Source organism: Runella sp. (assembly GCF_027484545.1).
GTDB lineage: Bacteria > Bacteroidota > Bacteroidia > Cytophagales > Spirosomataceae > Runella.
Genome location: NZ_JAIXST010000183.1, coordinates 14,015 through 32,069 on the forward strand (window position 1 = coordinate 14,015; position 18,055 = coordinate 32,069).

Consider the following 18,055-nt stretch of genomic DNA (forward strand, 5'->3'; position numbering starts at 1 on the left):
GTCGTGCCGACGTAGGAGGTACTTATGGCCATGATATTGCTCCTACGTCGACACGAAAAAATAGTTACATCAGGCTCATTATGAAGTTACTTGCACTTTGGAAATTCAACCTCACCCTACCCTCACGGTACGCCGTCGCGGCCTTTCTGGAGAGGGTCTTAAATCCCCTTCTCCTGCAAGGAGAAGGGTTAGGGATGAGGTTAAACTTTGCAAGTAAAATCATAAAGAACTCAATATTTTATCTACTTTACCTTCACAATCACCGTAGGTTCAAAAGGATACATTCCGAATTTTTCGCCATAAATCGCCAAACCGCCGTTGCCTTCTACCGCCAAACGAAGTACTAATTCGCCCGTTTGAATGGCTTTTTGTAGGGCCTCGGCGGGCACGTTCACTTCTACGCGATACCCATAACTGCCGGCTTCGCGGAGCTTTTTGTCTTGCGGTTGATAATGCCACGACAATACGCCACGGTGGTCAGCAGGGTCGTCGGGCAGATTGAGTTTTCCTGCCGCGATACCGTTGAAACTGATAGCTACGTCACTGGGGAATTTGTACTCATCGGTCATGGGATAAGCGTTCGGATTGCGGCTGTTGTCGGCGGTGCCGCCCCCCAACATGTAGTCGCCGTCAATTTTGGCGGCGTTGTCGCGGTCTTTGCCAAACAACTGCTTGGCCGAGGCTTCCATGATAAACGATGCTCCGCCAACGTTGTCGGTTTTGAGGTCGGTAGGCCATTTGATTTTGTATTCAAAATAACCCGCGCCTGCTCCGTTTACCTTTAGGCCATCCAGAACGTTCCACTGTTTTTGTGACCATTTGGCATCGCTAAAATTCTTGGGGGCAATGGTCAGCAGCCGAAGTTTTTGCCCGCCACCCGTCACCATTTCGTTCGCTTGCGGTTTTTCGACGATATACGTATTGAAGTTGCGGCTCAAGATATTGCCTTTGGCATCTTCAAGCACCAACGACAACACCGCTACTGATTTTTCAGTAGGCATAATCACGTAAATGGGTGCTAACGCCTGCTGCATCCAGGGTTTGTAGGCAATTTTTTGGGTAAAACTGTGCCATTTTTTTTCCTGACCAAAGGCATCCCAACCGTTGAGCTCAACTTTAAGGGTTAGTTCATTGCCCAAATCTGTACGGCCTGTCATCGAAGAAATCGTGAGCGGGACTTGTACTACTTCGGTAGCACGAACGCTTTTAGAAATATCTTGGCCCGTGGTAACGTAAATATCGGCGTGTAAATCTTTGAGTGTCATGCCCTGAACAAAGGCTTCTAAGCCCGTAAATTTCTGGGTACGGTCAAATTTAAAGTAGCCGTTCCATTCGTTGATGACGTCGTGGTGTTCGGTATAAAGCCAACCTGCCACCAACGGGTATTTGCGGAATGCGTTGACCGAACGGTGATAATCCCAAGTCCAGTCCACATCGCCTGCGCTTCCGTCGTAGCCCCATACGTTGCCAAACTCCGAATTGATATTGGGTTGTTTGCCAGCGGCATAGCCTTTTTCAAAATTAAAAGTAGACCCTTCAAAAGTCTTGGAAGTTAGGTTTTTGAGGTAATCTTCCCAACCATAACCAGGTAAATACTCGTGCCAAGAATTGATGTCGGTTTCGGTATGGCCTGCACCGCAGCAGATGGAATTGTCTTCTACCAAGCGGGTAGGGTCGAGGGCTTTGGCCTTGCGATACATACTTGCTACCCACTGTTGGGTTTCGGGCAAATATTTGTTCACTTTTTTACCATTATCTTCTACTTTGGTCCGCAATCCCCACGTTTCATTGAAAATAATCCAAGAGAAAATGGCCGGGTGATTGAAATCACGTTTAATGAGTTGCGGTAATACACGTTCCGATTCAGCACGCGCTTCGGCGTTGGGTTGCCCCCAGAAATTAGGCAAGTCAGACATCACCAAAAGCCCGAGTCTATCCGCCCAATACAGCTTGCGCGGTACGTCAATTTTGATGTGGGTCCGGATGCCGTTCAGTCCAATATCTTTGGCCAACTTAATTTCATTTTTCATGAATTCATCCGTCGGAAACGTATAAAAACCGTCGGGATGATACGATTGGTCGAGCGTCAACTGAAGGTAAATCGGTTGGTTGTTAAGCGCAACGTAGGGGTAGTTGGTCTCTGGCAGATTCACTACCGAGATTTTACGCATTCCGAAGTAGGTATTAACCCCATCAGCCCCCCTCAATCCCCCCATTTGGGGGGAAGCTTTACTCCGCCTCTCTACTTGGAGAGGGGGTTGGGGGCGGTCCGCCGATGCGGTGAGGTTTGCCTCCACTTCATACAAAAACGGATTCTCCAACGTCCACAGCTTAAAATTGGGCATATCTGCCTCAAACGTCAATTGAGTTTGTCCTTTGGCGATGGTTTGGGTAGGAACATTACCGGGACGCAGACCTGCAATGTTCAGTTTAAGTTCCAAGTCCTGTGAAGCAGGTTGGGGCAACGTAGCCGTCACTTTTACCTTACTGTTGTCAATGTCTGGTGAAAAATGCAGCGTTTCTAAGTAATCTTTAGCGCGAGCTTCCAAGTAAATGGTTTGCCATATACCACGGGCATTGCCGTAGCCCTGTTTACCGTACAGTGCATAATCGCGCCGTTTGTCGTCTACGCGAATGACCAATTTCTGCATAGCCCCGGCTTTTAAGCCGAGGGAAGAGAGTTCAAATTCAAAGGGAACGTAGCCGCCTTCAAAACTGCCCAATTCTTTGCCGTCCAACCAGACGGTAGTTTTGTAATCACTTGCGCCAATGACCACAAACACGCGTTGACCTTTCCATTCTTTGGGAACGGTTACGGTGCGTTGGTACCAGGCAATGTCGGCCTCATCTTTCACACCCGACAGCTTTGAGCCCCACGGGAAGGGCACTTTGATGGTCAAAGGAAATTTTTGAGTGCCTTTGGCCCAGCCTTTTTTTAAGCCTACATCTTCTTTGTCAAACTGAAATGACCAATCCCCGTTGAGATTGAGCCAATTGGAGCGTTGCCAATCGGGACGAGGGTGTTCGGGTAGAGGGATGTCTGTTTGGGCAAAAATTGATAAAGTAAGAATGAAAAATGGAATCGTTAAGTAGAAACGCATAGTGGGAAAGTTTTTGTTGTCAAAGCAAAAAATAACAAGAACTTACTAACCTATCAAATTAATTTGGCGAAGTTCAGGTAAGACTGTTTCTTTACTTTTACAAAAATTCAGAACAATTATGAGCAAAAAGAAAAAGAAGAGTACGGCTGTTGTACAGCCTTCACTTAGTCCCAAAAGTTATCTTATACAGGGTAACGCCCGTAAACTTCCAATCCACGAATGTTGGATAAATCCCGACTACCAAGATACGGGATTAGCCTCTATTGTGGTATCACGCATTCACGCCGGAGGTACCATTTACTTGGGGCTCTTTTTTAGTAGATATTTTTTGTCTTGGATTGAAACAAACAGCTTATCAATTTAACGTGACGGAAGCAAAATATGAAGAAAAAGTGGAACACCTGTTTTCAATGCAAAATAATGAACCTGTTGCGTATGTGTTGGTACATAACATCATTTACGGGGCTATTGGGTACGCTGAAGATTTAGGTTTTAAACCTTGGGACAAAGATTGGCAAATCACGCAGTACATTTTAGAAGAAGACGACGAACGGGTAGAATTAATAGAGTTGGAATTTGGGGACAATGGCAGGCCAAAGTTGACGCCTGGGCCTTACGACAACGTGAGAGCCATCAGAGCCCAATTGGAAAAAACAGTGGGAGAAGGTAATTATGATTATATAGGGCCATTGGACGGTTTGTTTGATGACGATGACTGGGAGGATGATGAAGAGTGGGAAGACGATGATGAAGAAGAGTTTGATGACTATGAAGAAGTAAAATAACCAAAGAAATCGAATGAAAAAAAATTTAAAATGGACGGGCATTGCCATAGTGGGGCTTGTTTTCGTTTATTTGGCGGGCCCCCGTTCCGACAAAGCTATGTTTAACCCCACTCTCCCGACGATTACTTCGGATGTGGTTCAACTGGAAAAGGACATCCAAACTTCCGAAGCCAAATACGGCCTGAAACCCGATAATGAAGCCCGAATCATTTGGGCAGATACGGCTAAAAAACAAAAGACGAAATACAGCATTGTTTATATCCACGGTTTTGGAGCAACGTGGGCTGAGGGGGATCCCATTCATAAACAATTGGCGAAAAAATACGGCTGCAATCTGTATTTGGCTCGCCTCTACGATGCGGGCGTAAAAGACCCGAATGCGTTTGAAAAATTGACCCCCGAAAATTTTATGGAAAGTGCCAAGTACGCATTGGCCGTTGGTGAAGCCTTGGGCGATAGTGTTATCTTAATCGGGTGCTCGGCAGGAGCACTTTTGAGTACTTATTTAGCATCAGAACATCCCGAAATCAAAGCCCTGATGCTGTATTCTCCCTGTTTTAAAGTCAATGGACTGTCATTGGCCACAGGGCCTTGGGGCGAGCAACTTTTATATCAAATTGGCGGAACTCACCGTGATATTACGCAATATTCTCCCGACCGCGCTAATTATTGGCTGACGCGTTACCATACCAACGGGGTATTAACGCTTCAAAAAACCATGGATGCCATCGTACAGCCGGCGGTTTTTGCCAAAATAAAAATGCCTGTTTTTATGGCTTATTATTACAAGGATGAAGAAAACCAGGACAAAGTGGTATCGGTTGAAGAAATGCTGAAGGCTTTTGATGAACTTGGTACGCCTGCTTCTTTAAAAAGAAAAGTGGCGCTTCCCAATACGGGTGATCACGTCATTGCTTCGCATTTTACCTCCAAAGATTTAGAAGGAGTGTTTCGCGAATCGGATAGTTTTTTGAAAGAGGTACTTGGTAAACACTGATAGTATGAGCGGAGAGGCTCGCACTATCATAATTGGTAAGCAAATGCTGTTAGGCATGTCAGAATGTACCATTTTAGGGTCAAAAAGTTATCAAGCGGTCAAAAAAACTGCCTTTTTGGTATTGATTAATGCCCTAAAAACACGCATCTTTGTTAAATTCCCCTCGCTGCTTACCAACCTATTAAAAGATGAAGTTTACCCTGCCCACACTCTTGTTTTTTTTAGGTATCTATTGTTGCCGGGCTCAACCCTCAAAATTGGTTTATTGGGACCCTAAACAATTGACGGAAATCGGCGGAGATGCCGGGTACTTTGTGGATAGCACCAACGAACTTTCGTATTTGGAGGTTGCCCAAATTCCCGATACAAAGTTTTTGAAAATCCCCGACAAAATTATCAACCTCGGTTTTTCACCTTCACGTATATGGTTCAAGTTTGATATACAAAATCGAACCGATGAAGTTATCTACGCCCTGTTTTTAGCGCAGGATATTGATTATATTGATGCCTATGTGGTAAGTGAGGACACTACCTATTTTATGGAAACCGGTGCTTTGCGCCCTTTTGAACGTCGTTATTTTTCTCTCAACAGTGTAGTATTGAACTTAAGTGTAGTATTGAACTTAGGAAAACACCCGAAATACCTGTATGTCGGCCTGAAAGATATGAATGGGTTGGTCTCCCAAATTGAATTGGGCACCATCAGGCCGCTCATGAACTGAGTATATCGGGAAACGTTGATCAATGCGTTTGTAATGGGGGTTATGTTGTTGATTATCCTGTTTAGCTTTTTTATGTATTTTACCTTAAAAGAGCGAACGTATTTACTTTACGCCCTGCACGTAGTTTTTTCTACCCTTACTTTTCTGAGTTTTGAAGGGTATTTGTTCGATTTTCTTTGGCGTGAAATGCCTTACATGAACAACGGAATCAATGCGAGCCTGATTCGATTATGCGCGCTTCTGACGAGTATTGGGTTTTCAGTTTCTTTTTTGAATATCAAAAATGTATTACCTCAGTTGCATCGTCTGTTTCAGGGATTGGGAGCGTTGGCAGTGCTTGTTGTATTTGCAAAATTAATTGGGATTCAAAAAGCCGAAATGGTTTTTAATATCGTTGTTTTAATTACGTTCTTGTTCTATCTGATTGTCGGATTTTGGCTGTATCGGCGCGGTTTTCGTCCTGCCCGTTTTTATCTTTTGGGGTGGGGTTTTTACATTTTAGAAATACTGCTCATCGTTTTGACCTTATTTAATATCCTTTCTTTTGACCATATCATTACTTACTACGGCTATCATATCGGGATTTTATTTCAGTCAACGCTGTTGACGTTTGCGCTCATTGATCGTATCAATATGTTGCGTGTAGAAAGCAAAGAAGCACAGGAATTAGCAATGCAACGCCTTACAGAAAATGAACGACTCATAGCCGAACAGAATCAGGTATTGGAAAAGAAACTGGAACAACAGCCTACTGCCGCCGGAGAAGATTTACAACGATTTCTGAAACTGATGCGGGATGAGCGGGAGAAAGTAAAGAAAATTCCGATTGCTACTTTGGAAGGGGTTTTGCTTTTTCCGGTGTCCGACATTGTTCGCGTTGAAGCCATGGGCAGCTATGCCAATGTCTATTTTTTCAATCGGCAAAAGATGGTGGCTTCTCGGTCGTTGGCAGATTTTGAGCAGCAATTGAAAGAGTACGATAATTTCTTCAAAGTTCATAAATCACACATCATCAACCTCAATTTTGTGACCAAATACGTACGGGGCGAAGGAGGAGTTGTTTTTATGGAAGATGGCAGCGAAGTAGATGTGGCTCGCCGCGTTAAGCCTGATTTTCTACGAGCAATGGGGCTCGAAAGCTAATCCTTCTGTTTTTCTGTTCCTTATTATGCGTCAGCCGTACTTGTAAATGAGGTTGAAGCTGCCGTAGATAAACTCATCCTCGCCGTAGGTAAGTTTTGGGTTGCTTAGTGGATAGTAGCCGTAGTAGTTTTACATCGAATTAGAAGTCGGAATAAGTGATGAGGTCATTAGAAGGCATCTCACTGCTCGCAAAACTTTTAATCCTTTTGTAATTATTGAGCTACATAAATCATAAAACCATGAACTTAGAACCGGAAATATCCTCTCTACAAATTCTTGTCAAAAGCCTGTTGATAAGGGAATCCCACTTAGAACTGGAAAATTCTAATTTGAGGAAGAGAAATACGTTGCTTCGCCAAGAGAATAGCGAACTCAGATCTCAATTAGAGGAAAATTTTTCAAGTTCTCATCAACCGCTGCCAAACGATGATTTGGCGAAAGGTCAGTCATCCCTGAAACAACAGATTATTTTATTACTGTACAGTCAGGCAGCGTTGGTGAAACACTTTACATTTTCAATATCCTTGATTTTGTTGTAAAATTTCATGTACAAATTTGTCCTATAGGTACCTTTTTATACAAAACCTTTTTATGAAAACCTCATTTTTATACATCTGCCTTTTATTGGTTTCTTTTTCGGCTTTTGCCCAACCCTCCCAAACAGTTCGGGGGAAAATAGTGGACAAAGAATCCAAATTTCCGTTGATAGGAGTAACGGCACTATTACTCAACAATGCAGCCCAACCCGTAGGAACGGTAACCGACTTGGAAGGCAATTTTCGCTTGTCGCAAGTAGCCGTCGGGCGACAAACCTTGCGTTTTACGTTGGTAGGTTACAAAGAAATCTTACTCAACAACATAGTGGTGGAAGCGGGACGCGAAACCGTACTGAATCTCGAAATGGAAGAGTCGGTAACGGAGCTCAATACGGTGGTGGTAAAAGTAAAACGCAACGGGGAAGCCGCCAACGAAATGGCGTTAGTAAGTGCCCGGCAGTTTTCGGTCGAAGAAACGGGGAGATACGCCGGAAGCAGGGGAGAACCTGCCAGAATGGCGTCCAATTTTGCGGGTGTTCAGGGTGCGGATGATTCCCGTAACGACATTGTGATTCGCGGAAATTCTCCTTCAGGAGTGCTTTGGCGATTGGAAGGAGTAAACATTCCCAATCCCAACCACTTTGCCATTTCGGGTACGTCGGGTGGTCCGGTCGGGATTATTAACAATAAGTACTTAGCCAATTCCGATTTTTTTACGGGTGCTTTTCCTGCGGAATTTGGTAACACAACGGCCGGCGTTTTTGACTTGAAACTCCGCAATGGCAACGATGAAAAACACCAGCTTTCGGCGCAGTTTGGCTTTTTGGGAACGGAATTTTTGGCCGAAGGGCCCTTGTCCAAAAAAAGCAAAGCTTCGTATTTGGTGACCGGGCGTTATGCGAACCTATGGCTGTTTAAAAAAGCGGGAATTGACATTGGTACTCAAGCAACGCCTACTTACGCCGACGGTTTTGCGCGGTTTAATTTTCCTTTGAAAAAGGGGGGAACGTTGCCATTTGGGGAGTGGGCGGAGCCAGCACGATTGATATTTTGATCAGCGAACAGGAAGCCTCCGAGCGTAATATTTTTGGTCAAAACGACCGCAATCAATATTTCTCTTCCAACATGGCCACCGGAGGGATTACGTTGAATAAACCACTCAATAAAAGTACATTCTTCAAAGCCACGGTCGCTGTTTCAACCAATAGTCAGGATGCCAATCACGACTTTTTATTTTTGCGTAAAAATGCCCAAGGCGACCCGCTTATTGAGAGCAAACGTTTTGTGATTGATTCCATTCGCCCGTTGTTAGATTATAAATTCACCGAAAATAAGTATTCAGTGGCAACCTATATCAATAAAAAGTGGGGCGTAAAAAGCACATTGAAGGCAGGAATAAACCTTGATTTGTATAGTTTTACAGCGTTTGATGAAGCACGCGTATTCGATGTAACTACCAAACGTTGGACGCCTTGGAATACACGCTGGAATGCCAATAATGAAAACTATGCAGTCTTGCAGCCTTATATTCAATTTAAGCATTATTTGACCGAAAATCTTTTATTCAACGTCGGTTTAAGCAGTTTGTATAGCTCCATTAATTCCAACAGTTATTCGCCGATTGAACCTCGGGCAGGGTTGGCGTTGGAATTGCCTAATCGTCAAAAACTCACTTTTGCCACGGGATTGCACAGCCAGGGGCTACCTTCGTATCTGTATTTTTATCACCCTAATTTGAAAAATCTGAATACGGTTCCGTATCCTGTCAAAAATGTAGGTTTTACCAAAAGTTGGCATTTTGTGGCTGGATACAGCAAGATGTTGGCTGATAATTTGCGTTTGTTGGTGGAAGCGTACTATCAAAACCTATACAATATTCCCGTAGAAGTACAGAAATCGTCGTTTTCGTTGGTAAACTCGGGAGCTGGTTTTTCACGGATATTTCCCAATCTCCTCCAAAACGGCGGCATTGGTCGCAATTATGGTGCGGAAGTAACGTTGGAGAAGTTTTTCAGCAACAGTTATTATTTCTTAGTCACAGCCTCGGTGTTTGATGCTAAATACCAAGGTTCAGACAAAATTTGGCGCAATTCGGATTTCAATGGTAAGTACGCCTTCAATGCGCTGTTTTCCAAAGAATTTACTTTCAACAAACGCAAAAGCCTGAACATTGGCGCGAAGTTTACAGCAACCGGTGGACGTTGGTATGGCCCTGTGGATGCCGCACAATCCCTTCAGGCACAGGATATTATTTATGCCGATGCTACCCGCAATTCACTGCAATTCAATCCTTACAAACGCTTTGACCTCAAAACCGAATATAAAATCAACAGGAATCGCCTAACGCACACCATTGCGGTGGATATTGTGAATGTATTGGGAACCAAGAATCAGTTGAGTTTGAGTTATATACCACAGGCACCGTATTTTAAGCAGGAGTATCAACTCGGATTTTTGCCTGTGTTCTTTTATCGGATAGATTTTTAGGGGAACTGCCGGCGTGAAGTTCAAGCTTCGCGCCGGCGACATTTCCTATTTTGAATCACTTTCATTATCAGCGACCAATCCTTCGCGCTCGGCTTGCGCTTTGTAGTCGTGTAACTGAACAGGTTTGGATTTTTTCTGCATCCTGATGTTGAGTACTTCCACCAATAAGGAGAAGGCGATGGCAAAATACAGATAGCCTTTAGGTACTGAACCTACGTGTGATCCGAAAAAGGAAACGTTGGCTAAATGAGCACCTTCGGCAATCAACATAAATCCGATGGCAATCAAAAAGGCCAGACCAAGCATCTGCACGGAAGGGTGACGGTTGACAAAGTCGCCGACCGGTCCTGAAAATGCCATCATGATAAGTACGGAGAGTACTACGGAAACAATCATAACCGGAACGTTATTGGTAAGACCAATAGCCGTCAAAATGGAGTCAACGGAGAAAACAACGTTGATAAGAGCAATTTGCAGTACAACGTTGGTCAATTTTGTAGCCGCATTTCCTTTGGGACGTTGAACTTCGTCATCTTCCCCTTCCAATTTATGGTGGATTTCGGATGTACTTTTGTACAACAGAAAAATGCCCCCCACTACTAAAATAATGCTTTGTCCAGAGAAAGCGGCTTGAAACCAGCCAAGATCAATATGACTGAACGGTTTTGATAATGAGATGATAAAAGAAATGCCAAACAACAGGGTTACTCGAAAAGTCATCGCCAACAGCAAGCCGATATTTCGGGCTTTGGGTTGTTCTTTGCGGGAGAGTTTGTTAGCTGCAATCGAAATAAAAATAATGTTGTCGATGCCCAAAACGATTTCTAAAAACGTCAGGGTTAATAAACTGATAATTGATTCGGCGGTAAAAAGTGAATCCATTGTGGGGATAGTTAGGTGAATGCGAAAGATGAATTGATTTAGATTATTCGTTTAAATTACAAAATTGGGCTGTTTTTCGATGTGAATAGAATAATTTTACACGAAATTACCAAACACTCCATGGAAGGTTTAAAAATAGAGTCGAAACTTCCCAACGTAGGTACCACGATTTTTACGGTGATGTCTGCTTTGGCTACTGAGTACAAAGCTATCAATCTGTCACAGGGGTTCCCCGATTTTCAGATGCCCGAAGAACTCGTGCGTCTCACCTGCAACGCCTTGCAGCAGGGCTTCAATCAATATTCTCCCATGGCAGGATGGATGCCGTTGCGGGAAAGTATCGCCGCAAAAATTCATGATTTGTACGGTGTCAATGTAAATCCTGATACCGAAATAACCATCACTCCTGGAGGTACTTATGGAATTTATACTGCGTTTACAACCGTGTTACGGGCCAGCGATGAAGTGATTGTTTTTGAACCTGCCTACGATAGCTATATTCCTAATATTGAAGTGAACGGGGGAATAGCCGTGCGCATTCCGCTGGAGTTTCCTACCTACCGCATTAATTGGGACGAAGTGCGCGCGCGTATCACGCCTCGTACGCGCATGATTGCGCTCAATTCTCCGCATAATCCTACAGGAAGTATTTTGCGGGACGATGACATTGAGCAATTACGCCAAATTGTTCAGGAATACGATTTGCTCATTATGTCGGATGAAGTGTACGAACATTTGATTTATGACGGAGAGCCGCATCGAAGTATTTTGCGCTATCCAGACTTGCGGGAGCGAGCCTTTGTGAATTTTTCGTTTGGGAAAGTATATCATTGTACGGGCTGGAAAATGGGCTATTGCATTGCACCTCCCGCTTTTATGGCAGAATTCCGTAAAGTACACCAATTCAACTGTTTCAGTTGTTTTACGCCCGCACAAGTTGCCTTGGCCGAATTTCTGAAAGACCGGGAAGCGTATCGGGGTATCTCCAATTTTTACCAACAAAAGCGCGATTACTTTGCCAAATTGATGCAGCAGACGCGCTTTAAGCCGCTGCCCAGCTATGGAAGTTATTTTCAACTGTATTATTTTGATCACTTGTCTGATTTATCCGACAAGGATTTTTCGATATGGCTTACCAAAGAACACAGCGTAGCGTGTATTCCGGTCTCGGCCTTTTATCAGGAAGCGACTGACAACGGAGTGGTACGGTTTTGTTTTGCCAAAAAAGAAGAAACACTCGAAAGAGCGGTGGAGCGATTGGTGAAGGTGTGATGTTTTCCGTTAAAGCTTCAATTTGTGTATATTTGTTTACTGAAAACGCCCTGAAATATGAATCATCTCATAACCATACATCCTGATATTCAAAGCGGTGCACCGGTGTTTTATAATACCCGTGTTCCCGTAAAAAATTTGTTCGATTATCTCAAGGGAGGCCATACGGTTGATGAATTTATAGAAGATTTTCCTTCAGTCAAACGGGAACAGGCACTTGGAGTACAGAAAAGCTCAACAGAAATAAATTACAGCATTTTTGTCGATTAGGGAACACAATGAAATGTCTACTACTTATCCTTTTTTGCGTTGTTTCTTTTTTCGTCTCTGGACAGACAAAAGAATATTTCGTTTTAGTAAAAAAGGCAGACTCGCTTTACAAGCTTAAAGATTATGCAAGGTCTGCATTGACTTACACTTTAGCATTTAAGGCCAATAATTGGAAGGGCTTGTCAGATGATAGATATAATGCTGCTTGTTCATGGGCTTTAAATAATAATCCTGATAGTTCATTTTTTCATTTATATAGGATAGCTACAAAGGCTGATTATTCTGACTATCAACATATTATCAGTGATAAAAATTTGCTTTCTCTACATGAGGATAAGCGTTGGTTGCCGTTGTTGGAATTGATAAAAGCCAATAAAGAAAAGGAAGAAGTCAACTATAATAAACCATTAATTCAAGAATTAGATAGTATTTTTGATAGTGACCAAAAATATCGAAAAATGATTCAGGGCGTTGAAAAACAATTTGGGTTCGATTCAAAGCAGATGGACTCACTATGGCGAATCATACATGCGAAGGATTCTATAAATTTGATAAAAGTCACAGGTATTTTGGATAAATATGGCTGGCTTGGACCTGATATAATAGGGTGGCGGGGAGGAACTACTTTGTTTTTAGTGATTCAACATTCCGATTTAAAAATTCAGGAAAAGTATTTGCCCGTAATGAGGGAGGCTGTTAAAGCGGGAAAAATGAATTCGGGAAGTTTAGCTTTACTTGAAGACCGAGTAGCTCTTAGACAGGGGAAGAAACAAATTTACGGCAGTCAAATAGAAAAGAATGCAAAAGGAGATTGGGTAGTTTCGCCCATAGAGGAAGAAATAAATGTAAATGAACGTCGAAAATCGGTTGGCCTTGAGCCGTTGGAAGACTATGTGAAAAAGTGGAATATAGACTATAAATTACCTAAAAAATAAGAGCTATAGTCGTATATTACCTTATAACTCTCCTAACTCCTACAAAACGCTTTTTGTAATAATCTGCGTGAAGAAAATCATAGCGTACACCGCCTTTCCAGGCAGAGTGAATGAATTTGACGTAATTATTTTTTACGTCGAGAATTAGACCAACATGTCCAACGCGTTGACTGCCTGCGTTGTGGCCTTTGAAGAATATCAAATCACCTTCTTTGGCTTCACCGAGGGCAATTTCGATGCCGTGAGAAATCTGTGCCGCGCTCGAATGGGGTAACAGCATTCCAAATTGTGAAAAACAGTAACGGACAAAGCCCGAGCAATCAAACCCTTTTCTGGAAGTGCCACCTGAACGATAGCGAAGTGATAAGTGCTTTTTAGCAAAAGTAAGAAGCTCAGTAGACATGGAAGCCTTTTGAATCGTGTCCTTTTTTAGGGATTGAGCGGATATACTTTGACTCAATCCTGCCAGTAAAAGCAGCGCAAATACTATTTTCTTCATAAGTTAGGAGGAACGGTATTGTAATGAAATAAATCAATTACAGTATCAAATAAAAGTAGAAAATTTGGCAATAAATTGACATTAAAATGAATTAATGCCAATTTTTATATGCCTAATTAGTTTTTTTAACTTATTGAAAATAAGTAATTAATCCTGAAAATTTGGTTTATTTAAGAATATTATCGTAATATTGCGATAGAAAATAGTTGTAAGTTATGGGGCTTTCAAAAACCGAAGTATTTAGTGATAACGATAATCGAATCGCTGATTTGGCCAAAGCTTTTGCGCACCCGGCGCGGGTAGCTATTCTGCGGTTGTTGGCACAAAAAAAAGCATGCATTTGTGGTGATTTAGTGGATGAATTGCCGCTTTCGCAGGCTACAGTGTCGCAGCATTTAAAAGAACTCAAACGGATTGGTATTGTTAAAGGAAGTATTGAACCGCCGCGCGTTTGCTATTGTATCAACGAAGAAGTATGGGAAGAAGCTGAACAGGCTTTTGATGGGCTGTTTGCCGTTTTGTTGAAAGCAAGTTGCTGTTAAATTTTTTTGGTATAAATCATCGTAATATTACAATTAAAAATGTGCTATACAGCTTCAACGAAAGAACTGCCTAATTTTTGGCGAAACACGGGACCAACGTCGCTGACTACGTGCGTAAACGCGTTCGTGACGAAGAGATCTCAAAGGACCTAACCCATGATGTCTTTGTGAAAATCTACACGTTTTGCCAAAAACACGATTTTTCGTGCGAAAAGGCAGGAGTTAGCAATTTGCGCTCCTGGATTTTTCAGATTGCACAAAATACAATTGTGGATTATGCACGCCGCGAACAAAGGTTTGAACGTTCTGAAAATTTACCTGAAACAGCCTCAGTCGCTGAAACTAATGTGTATTCACAAGCCCAACAATATATTGAACCCTTGTTGTCGTTGATGCCAATGGCGTATGCAGAACCGCTTCGTTTGGCTGATTTGGAACTTTTGCCACAGCAGGAGATTGCGAACCGGTTGAATTTGAGTTTGTCAGGTACAAAATCGCGCATTCAGCGAGGCAGAGAAAAATTGCGAACATTGTTCGAAGAATGTACCTACGTAGAATTGGACCCTCGGGGACACCTTATTTCGATGGAAGCGAAGCCTTCTTGTCAAACCCTCAAAAAAAATTCTGAAAATGATGCGTCTTTTTCAAGTTGCGGTCGTCTTGACGGAGAATTTTATCAAAATAAAACTTCCCATGAACAATCAACAACTTGCTATTCTACTTGTCTTTAGTGTGACAAGTCTGTCGGCGCAAAATTTCAAACCTCGCCCTTTAGTCCCAATTTCGGGACATTACAAAACATTGGCTCAGACAGACGCTCAGCCGCAATCTAACTCTGCCATTGACCGCCGTCATTTTCCGTTGGATAGCTTACCCGACAGCTATGCTAAACGCTTGAAAATGACACCTGAATACCTGACTTTACCGCCAAGTGTTTTTGAAATTGGCGAATTTCCTGCCAACAGCTCAGCTCAAACGCGGACAGAATTGGATTTCCTGCTCAAACTTCAGGCCGAAGCCCGCACGCCTGAAAAATTGGACGAATCGCTCTCTTTTGCCAATGTATATTACAATAACGACACTAAACCGGGCGATGCAGATTATGAAGTGATGCAAAAGAACCTGTTTCATATCGGGCGGCAAATAAACGGTTTTAATGCACAGCAATTACCGCTTACGGCTGTTATGATGCGACGAGTTTGGAAAGATGCATCTTATTACTTCTGGGCCTTGAAGTTTAAATACAATCGTGCTCGTCCGTATCAACTTGACTATCAACTGAAAAATGTGACAGACCCGTTTTTTCAGGCGTATCCAAGCGGACATTCGTCAAGTTCGTACGTTGCGGCTTACATTTTTCAAGAGTTATTACCCGAAAAAACTGAGCTTTTTGTGAAAAATGCGTACGATATGGCTTATTCAAGAGAACTATTGGGGGTGCATTTTCCGAGTGATTCAGAAGCGGGTCGAAAATTTGCCCGTCAGTTTGTGAATGAATTGCTTAAAAATAAAGAGTTCCAAGCTGATTTAATGGCGGCAAAAAAAGAAGTAGAACGTCTTAAAACACAACAAGTAAGTAAATAATTAACGTATTTTTATACCATGAACACAGATCAAACACTCAAAGAAATTGTCCGTGAAAAATACACGGAAGTAGCGACGCAGTCGAAGACCCAAAACGCAGCCTCCTGCTGCGGTTGCGGCCCGACTTGCAGTACCGATGAAGATTTTATCGGCATTATGGCCGAAGATTATACTAAGCTCAGCGGTTACGTGGCCGACGCTGATTTAGGATTGGGCTGTGGTTTGCCTACTCAATTTGCCCAAATTAAAAAAGGAGATACCGTCATTGATTTAGGAAGCGGAGCCGGCAACGACGCCTTTGTAGCTCGTGCCGAAACGGGCGCAGAAGGCAAAGTAATTGGTATTGATTTTACCGAAGCCATGCTCACCAAAGCCCGTGCCAATACTGAAAAATTGGGATTCAATAACGTTGAATTTAGGTTTGGAGATATTGAGCAAATGCCGGTAAATGATAACGTTGCCAATGTAGTGGTAAGCAATTGTGTCCTTAATTTAGTGCCTAATAAAGCCAACTTATTCAAAGAAATTCACCGTGTTTTAAAACCCAACGGCCATTTTAGTATTTCTGATATTGTATTGGTAGGTGAGTTGCCTGAAAACCTTCGTCACGCTGCTGAAATGTACGCTGGTTGTGTATCAGGAGCGATTCAAAAAGAAACCTATCTTGGATTGATTGAACAAACGGGATTTGTGAACAGTACTTTGCAAAAAGACCGCGAAATTTTCCTTCCCGACTCCATTTTGAGTACGTTCTTGTCAACGGCTGAAATTGCTGCCTTTAGAAACAGTGGAACCGGGATTTACAGCATTACTGTTTTCGCTGAAAAACCTGCCACCTCTGAGGCGTTGACCGAGCTCGAAATACGTACTGCAAAACCATCTGATTTTTCGGCAGTGGTGGGATTATTGAAAGAAGTCGGACTTCCGACCGAAGACCTCAATCCTGCTCTCCCTCATTTCCTGTTGGCTTTTGCTAATGAAAAATTGGTGGGTTCAGCGGGAGTGGAGATAAACGGAACGTATGGATTGTTGCGTTCTGTGGCCGTTTCTGAAGGATTCAGGAAGTACAAAATTGCCCGTCGTTTGGTGAATGATTTAACCAAACAAGTACGATTGGAAGGCGTAAAAGAACTGTATTTGATTACGACGACGGCCGATTCGTATTTTGAAAAACAGGGCTATGAGCGCATAAGCAGAGATAATGTGCCTGCTGAAATTGCTCAATTACAGCAATTTAGCAGCATTTGTCCGAGTTCGGCGGTGGTAATGAAAAAGGCGATTGAAAAGCCTAAAATTAAGCTGTCTGATTTGGAAGCGGTATCGTCTTGCTGCACACCCAATTCGGGGTGCTGTTAGAATAAGTTTTAATTAACTTTTCAAAAATCCCGCGAAATTATTGTTTCGCAGGATTTTTTGAATTCGGATTTCTCAAATATACACCTCTTTATAAATCGCGTATTGTCCCTGTTTGAAGGTACTTAGCTTGAATAAAGGCTTTTTGCCAACAGTAAAACGAGTTACTTTATCCTTCAGAGTTTTTGCTTTTTCATCTTCCATCGCTTTTCCTTGGATCAATTCTGCCGCTCCGGTGCTGAGGTTGAAATCGTACTTTTCAAATGAACCGTCGTGAGTAGAACTGCTTGTGTAAGTAGCCCCAATCAGATACCAATCGTTGTTCTGAAAGCGCCAGCGGTAATCGTATCCCCAACGATCGGAACTGCCCGCATAAAATTGGATTAGTAGCGTTCCGCGTTCAATGGTCATTCCAGCCCATGGGTCGCCAAAGATTCCACCTTCGTTAGAAAGCAAAATAGATTCATTCGACTGTACCGACAACTGATAACTTCCGTCAGTCTGTCGCAGAGCCACAAACAAAATCCGTGGCGGTACCTCCATTTCAGGCTCTTTGAGGTTTTTTACGGGTTTGTCAGTTTCAATAACTGTGGCGAGGTCGGGCAAATTATCCTTGTTCAAATCGCCTTCCGCCTTTTCCAGAATGTGCCATCCTTTGGGCACAAATGCTTCGAGTTTGGCTCCTTTTTGCGGTAAAACAGGATATTTGTAAGTCGGAGAAAATAAATACAGCGAAAGTAAAGCAGTGATGATATACATAGGGAACGTAAAAAGTTGATTTGTTTCTGCCAAAAATAAACAGGATTATAGTTTTTTTCATCATGTTATCAATAGTTTGCAATGATTTAAGCGGCGATAGTGCCGAAAATATATAGCTCTTTGACTTTTGGATTATTTTTATGCGTGTTAGGGTCAATAGCAAACACGTCAAAAAATCTATCAAGCAA

Annotated in this window: 18 protein-coding genes; 14 read left to right on the forward strand and 4 right to left on the reverse strand. The window is 42.7% G+C overall.

Annotation, left to right across the window (positions count from 1 at the left end; genetic code table 11):
* Positions 1 to 242: 242 nt before the first annotated feature.
* Entirely contained in the window at positions 243 to 3,101 is a 2,859-nt protein-coding gene (locus Q0081_RS17050) for a glycoside hydrolase family 2 protein (protein ID WP_298355722.1), read from the reverse strand.
* 365 nt (positions 3,102 to 3,466) lie between these two features.
* Here Q0081_RS17050 and Q0081_RS17055 point away from each other — a divergent pair, with 365 nt between their 5' ends.
* The 7 genes from Q0081_RS17055 to Q0081_RS17085 all read left to right on the forward strand — a co-directional run bounded on the left by Q0081_RS17055 (position 3,467) and on the right by Q0081_RS17085 (position 9,771).
* Positions 3,467 to 3,886: a hypothetical protein gene (locus tag Q0081_RS17055; RefSeq protein ID WP_298355725.1), complete on the forward strand. Its 420-nt coding sequence runs from the start codon at positions 3,467 to 3,469 to the stop codon at positions 3,884 to 3,886.
* 13 nt (positions 3,887 to 3,899) lie between these two features.
* Positions 3,900 to 4,883: a carboxylesterase gene (locus tag Q0081_RS17060; protein ID WP_298355728.1), complete on the forward strand. Its 984-nt coding sequence runs from the start codon at positions 3,900 to 3,902 to the stop codon at positions 4,881 to 4,883.
* 188 nt (positions 4,884 to 5,071) lie between these two features.
* Positions 5,072 to 5,605, forward strand: a complete 534-nt coding sequence (locus Q0081_RS17065) for a 7TM-DISM domain-containing protein (protein WP_298355731.1) — start codon at positions 5,072 to 5,074, stop codon at positions 5,603 to 5,605.
* 15 nt (positions 5,606 to 5,620) lie between these two features.
* Positions 5,621 to 6,748 carry a 7TM diverse intracellular signaling domain-containing protein gene (locus Q0081_RS17070; protein ID WP_298355734.1) on the forward strand — a complete coding sequence of 376 codons (1,128 nt, stop codon included), beginning with the start codon at positions 5,621 to 5,623 and terminating at the stop codon, positions 6,746 to 6,748.
* Between the two features lie 239 nt (positions 6,749 to 6,987).
* On the forward strand, positions 6,988 to 7,287 hold the full coding sequence (locus Q0081_RS17075) for a hypothetical protein (RefSeq protein ID WP_298355737.1): 300 nt from the start codon (positions 6,988 to 6,990) through the stop codon (positions 7,285 to 7,287).
* Between the two features lie 52 nt (positions 7,288 to 7,339).
* On the forward strand, positions 7,340 to 8,338 hold the full coding sequence (locus Q0081_RS17080) for a carboxypeptidase-like regulatory domain-containing protein (protein ID WP_298355740.1): 999 nt from the start codon (positions 7,340 to 7,342) through the stop codon (positions 8,336 to 8,338).
* Positions 8,308 to 9,771, forward strand: a complete 1,464-nt coding sequence (locus Q0081_RS17085) for a hypothetical protein (RefSeq protein WP_298355742.1) — start codon at positions 8,308 to 8,310, stop codon at positions 9,769 to 9,771. The genes Q0081_RS17080 and Q0081_RS17085 overlap by 31 nt, the downstream gene beginning before the upstream one ends.
* Before the next feature lie 45 nt (positions 9,772 to 9,816).
* On the opposite strand, the gene Q0081_RS17090 is transcribed toward Q0081_RS17085, so the two are convergent.
* Positions 9,817 to 10,653, reverse strand: coding sequence for a TerC family protein (locus tag Q0081_RS17090; protein WP_298355744.1), 837 nt, complete (start codon positions 10,651 to 10,653; stop codon positions 9,817 to 9,819).
* Positions 10,654 to 10,773: 120 nt separating this feature from the next.
* On the opposite strand from Q0081_RS17090, the gene Q0081_RS17095 reads away from it, so the two are divergent.
* Genes Q0081_RS17095 through Q0081_RS17105 form a run of 3 tightly spaced genes read left to right on the forward strand, consistent with a single transcriptional unit; the run spans position 10,774 to position 13,130 of the window.
* Entirely contained in the window at positions 10,774 to 11,925 is a 1,152-nt protein-coding gene (locus Q0081_RS17095; protein ID WP_298355747.1) for a methionine aminotransferase, read from the forward strand.
* 57 nt (positions 11,926 to 11,982) lie between these two features.
* Entirely contained in the window at positions 11,983 to 12,195 is a 213-nt protein-coding gene (locus Q0081_RS17100; RefSeq protein WP_298355750.1) for a DUF433 domain-containing protein, read from the forward strand.
* A gap of 8 nt (positions 12,196 to 12,203) precedes the next feature.
* Complete coding sequence (locus Q0081_RS17105; protein ID WP_298355753.1) at positions 12,204 to 13,130, forward strand: DUF6624 domain-containing protein; 927 nt, start codon at positions 12,204 to 12,206, stop codon at positions 13,128 to 13,130.
* A gap of 16 nt (positions 13,131 to 13,146) precedes the next feature.
* Here the strand turns inward: Q0081_RS17105 and Q0081_RS17110 are convergent, their stop codons facing one another.
* Positions 13,147 to 13,629: a C40 family peptidase gene (locus Q0081_RS17110; RefSeq protein WP_298355756.1), complete on the reverse strand. Its 483-nt coding sequence runs from the start codon at positions 13,627 to 13,629 to the stop codon at positions 13,147 to 13,149.
* 215 nt (positions 13,630 to 13,844) lie between these two features.
* On the opposite strand from Q0081_RS17110, the gene Q0081_RS17115 reads away from it, so the two are divergent.
* The 4 genes from Q0081_RS17115 (at position 13,845) to arsN2 (ending at position 17,111) form a co-directional block, all read left to right on the forward strand.
* The gene (locus Q0081_RS17115; protein ID WP_298355759.1) at positions 13,845 to 14,171 is read left to right on the forward strand and encodes a helix-turn-helix transcriptional regulator; all 327 of its coding nucleotides are present in this window, start codon (positions 13,845 to 13,847) and stop codon (positions 14,169 to 14,171) included.
* Between the two features lie 77 nt (positions 14,172 to 14,248).
* Positions 14,249 to 14,902: a sigma-70 family RNA polymerase sigma factor gene (locus Q0081_RS17120; RefSeq protein ID WP_298355764.1), complete on the forward strand. Its 654-nt coding sequence runs from the start codon at positions 14,249 to 14,251 to the stop codon at positions 14,900 to 14,902.
* Positions 14,865 to 15,755: a phosphatase PAP2 family protein gene (locus Q0081_RS17125; RefSeq protein WP_298355767.1), complete on the forward strand. Its 891-nt coding sequence runs from the start codon at positions 14,865 to 14,867 to the stop codon at positions 15,753 to 15,755. The genes Q0081_RS17120 and Q0081_RS17125 overlap by 38 nt, the downstream gene beginning before the upstream one ends.
* Positions 15,756 to 15,773: 18 nt before the next feature.
* Positions 15,774 to 17,111, forward strand: a complete 1,338-nt coding sequence (arsN2, locus tag Q0081_RS31650) for an arsenic resistance N-acetyltransferase ArsN2 (protein WP_310586501.1) — start codon at positions 15,774 to 15,776, stop codon at positions 17,109 to 17,111.
* Between the two features lie 72 nt (positions 17,112 to 17,183).
* On the opposite strand, the gene Q0081_RS17140 is transcribed toward arsN2, so the two are convergent.
* Positions 17,184 to 17,867: a hypothetical protein gene (locus Q0081_RS17140; RefSeq protein WP_298355770.1), complete on the reverse strand. Its 684-nt coding sequence runs from the start codon at positions 17,865 to 17,867 to the stop codon at positions 17,184 to 17,186.
* Positions 17,868 to 18,055: the final 188 nt, after the last annotated feature.

Bases quoted from the DNA above. Each gene is read 5' to 3' on its own strand.
- Q0081_RS17050 (WP_298355722.1), bottom strand. From the start codon at position 3,101: ATGCGTTTCTACTTAACGATTCCATTTTTCATTCTTACTTTATCAATT.
- Q0081_RS17060 (WP_298355728.1), top strand. From the start codon at position 3,900: ATGAAAAAAAATTTAAAATGGACGGGCATTGCCATAGTGGGGCTTGTT.
- Q0081_RS17065 (WP_298355731.1), top strand. From the start codon at position 5,072: ATGAAGTTTACCCTGCCCACACTCTTGTTTTTTTTAGGTATCTATTGT.
- Q0081_RS17075 (WP_298355737.1), top strand. From the start codon at position 6,988: ATGAACTTAGAACCGGAAATATCCTCTCTACAAATTCTTGTCAAAAGC.
- Q0081_RS17080 (WP_298355740.1), top strand. From the start codon at position 7,340: ATGAAAACCTCATTTTTATACATCTGCCTTTTATTGGTTTCTTTTTCG.
- Q0081_RS17090 (WP_298355744.1), bottom strand. From the start codon at position 10,653: ATGGATTCACTTTTTACCGCCGAATCAATTATCAGTTTATTAACCCTG.
- Q0081_RS17095 (WP_298355747.1), top strand. From the start codon at position 10,774: ATGGAAGGTTTAAAAATAGAGTCGAAACTTCCCAACGTAGGTACCACG.
- Q0081_RS17100 (WP_298355750.1), top strand. From the start codon at position 11,983: ATGAATCATCTCATAACCATACATCCTGATATTCAAAGCGGTGCACCG.
- Q0081_RS17105 (WP_298355753.1), top strand. From the start codon at position 12,204: ATGAAATGTCTACTACTTATCCTTTTTTGCGTTGTTTCTTTTTTCGTC.
- Q0081_RS17110 (WP_298355756.1), bottom strand. From the start codon at position 13,629: ATGAAGAAAATAGTATTTGCGCTGCTTTTACTGGCAGGATTGAGTCAA.
- Q0081_RS17115 (WP_298355759.1), top strand. From the start codon at position 13,845: ATGGGGCTTTCAAAAACCGAAGTATTTAGTGATAACGATAATCGAATC.
- Q0081_RS17125 (WP_298355767.1), top strand. From the start codon at position 14,865: ATGAACAATCAACAACTTGCTATTCTACTTGTCTTTAGTGTGACAAGT.
- arsN2 (WP_310586501.1), top strand. From the start codon at position 15,774: ATGAACACAGATCAAACACTCAAAGAAATTGTCCGTGAAAAATACACG.
- Q0081_RS17140 (WP_298355770.1), bottom strand. From the start codon at position 17,867: ATGTATATCATCACTGCTTTACTTTCGCTGTATTTATTTTCTCCGACT.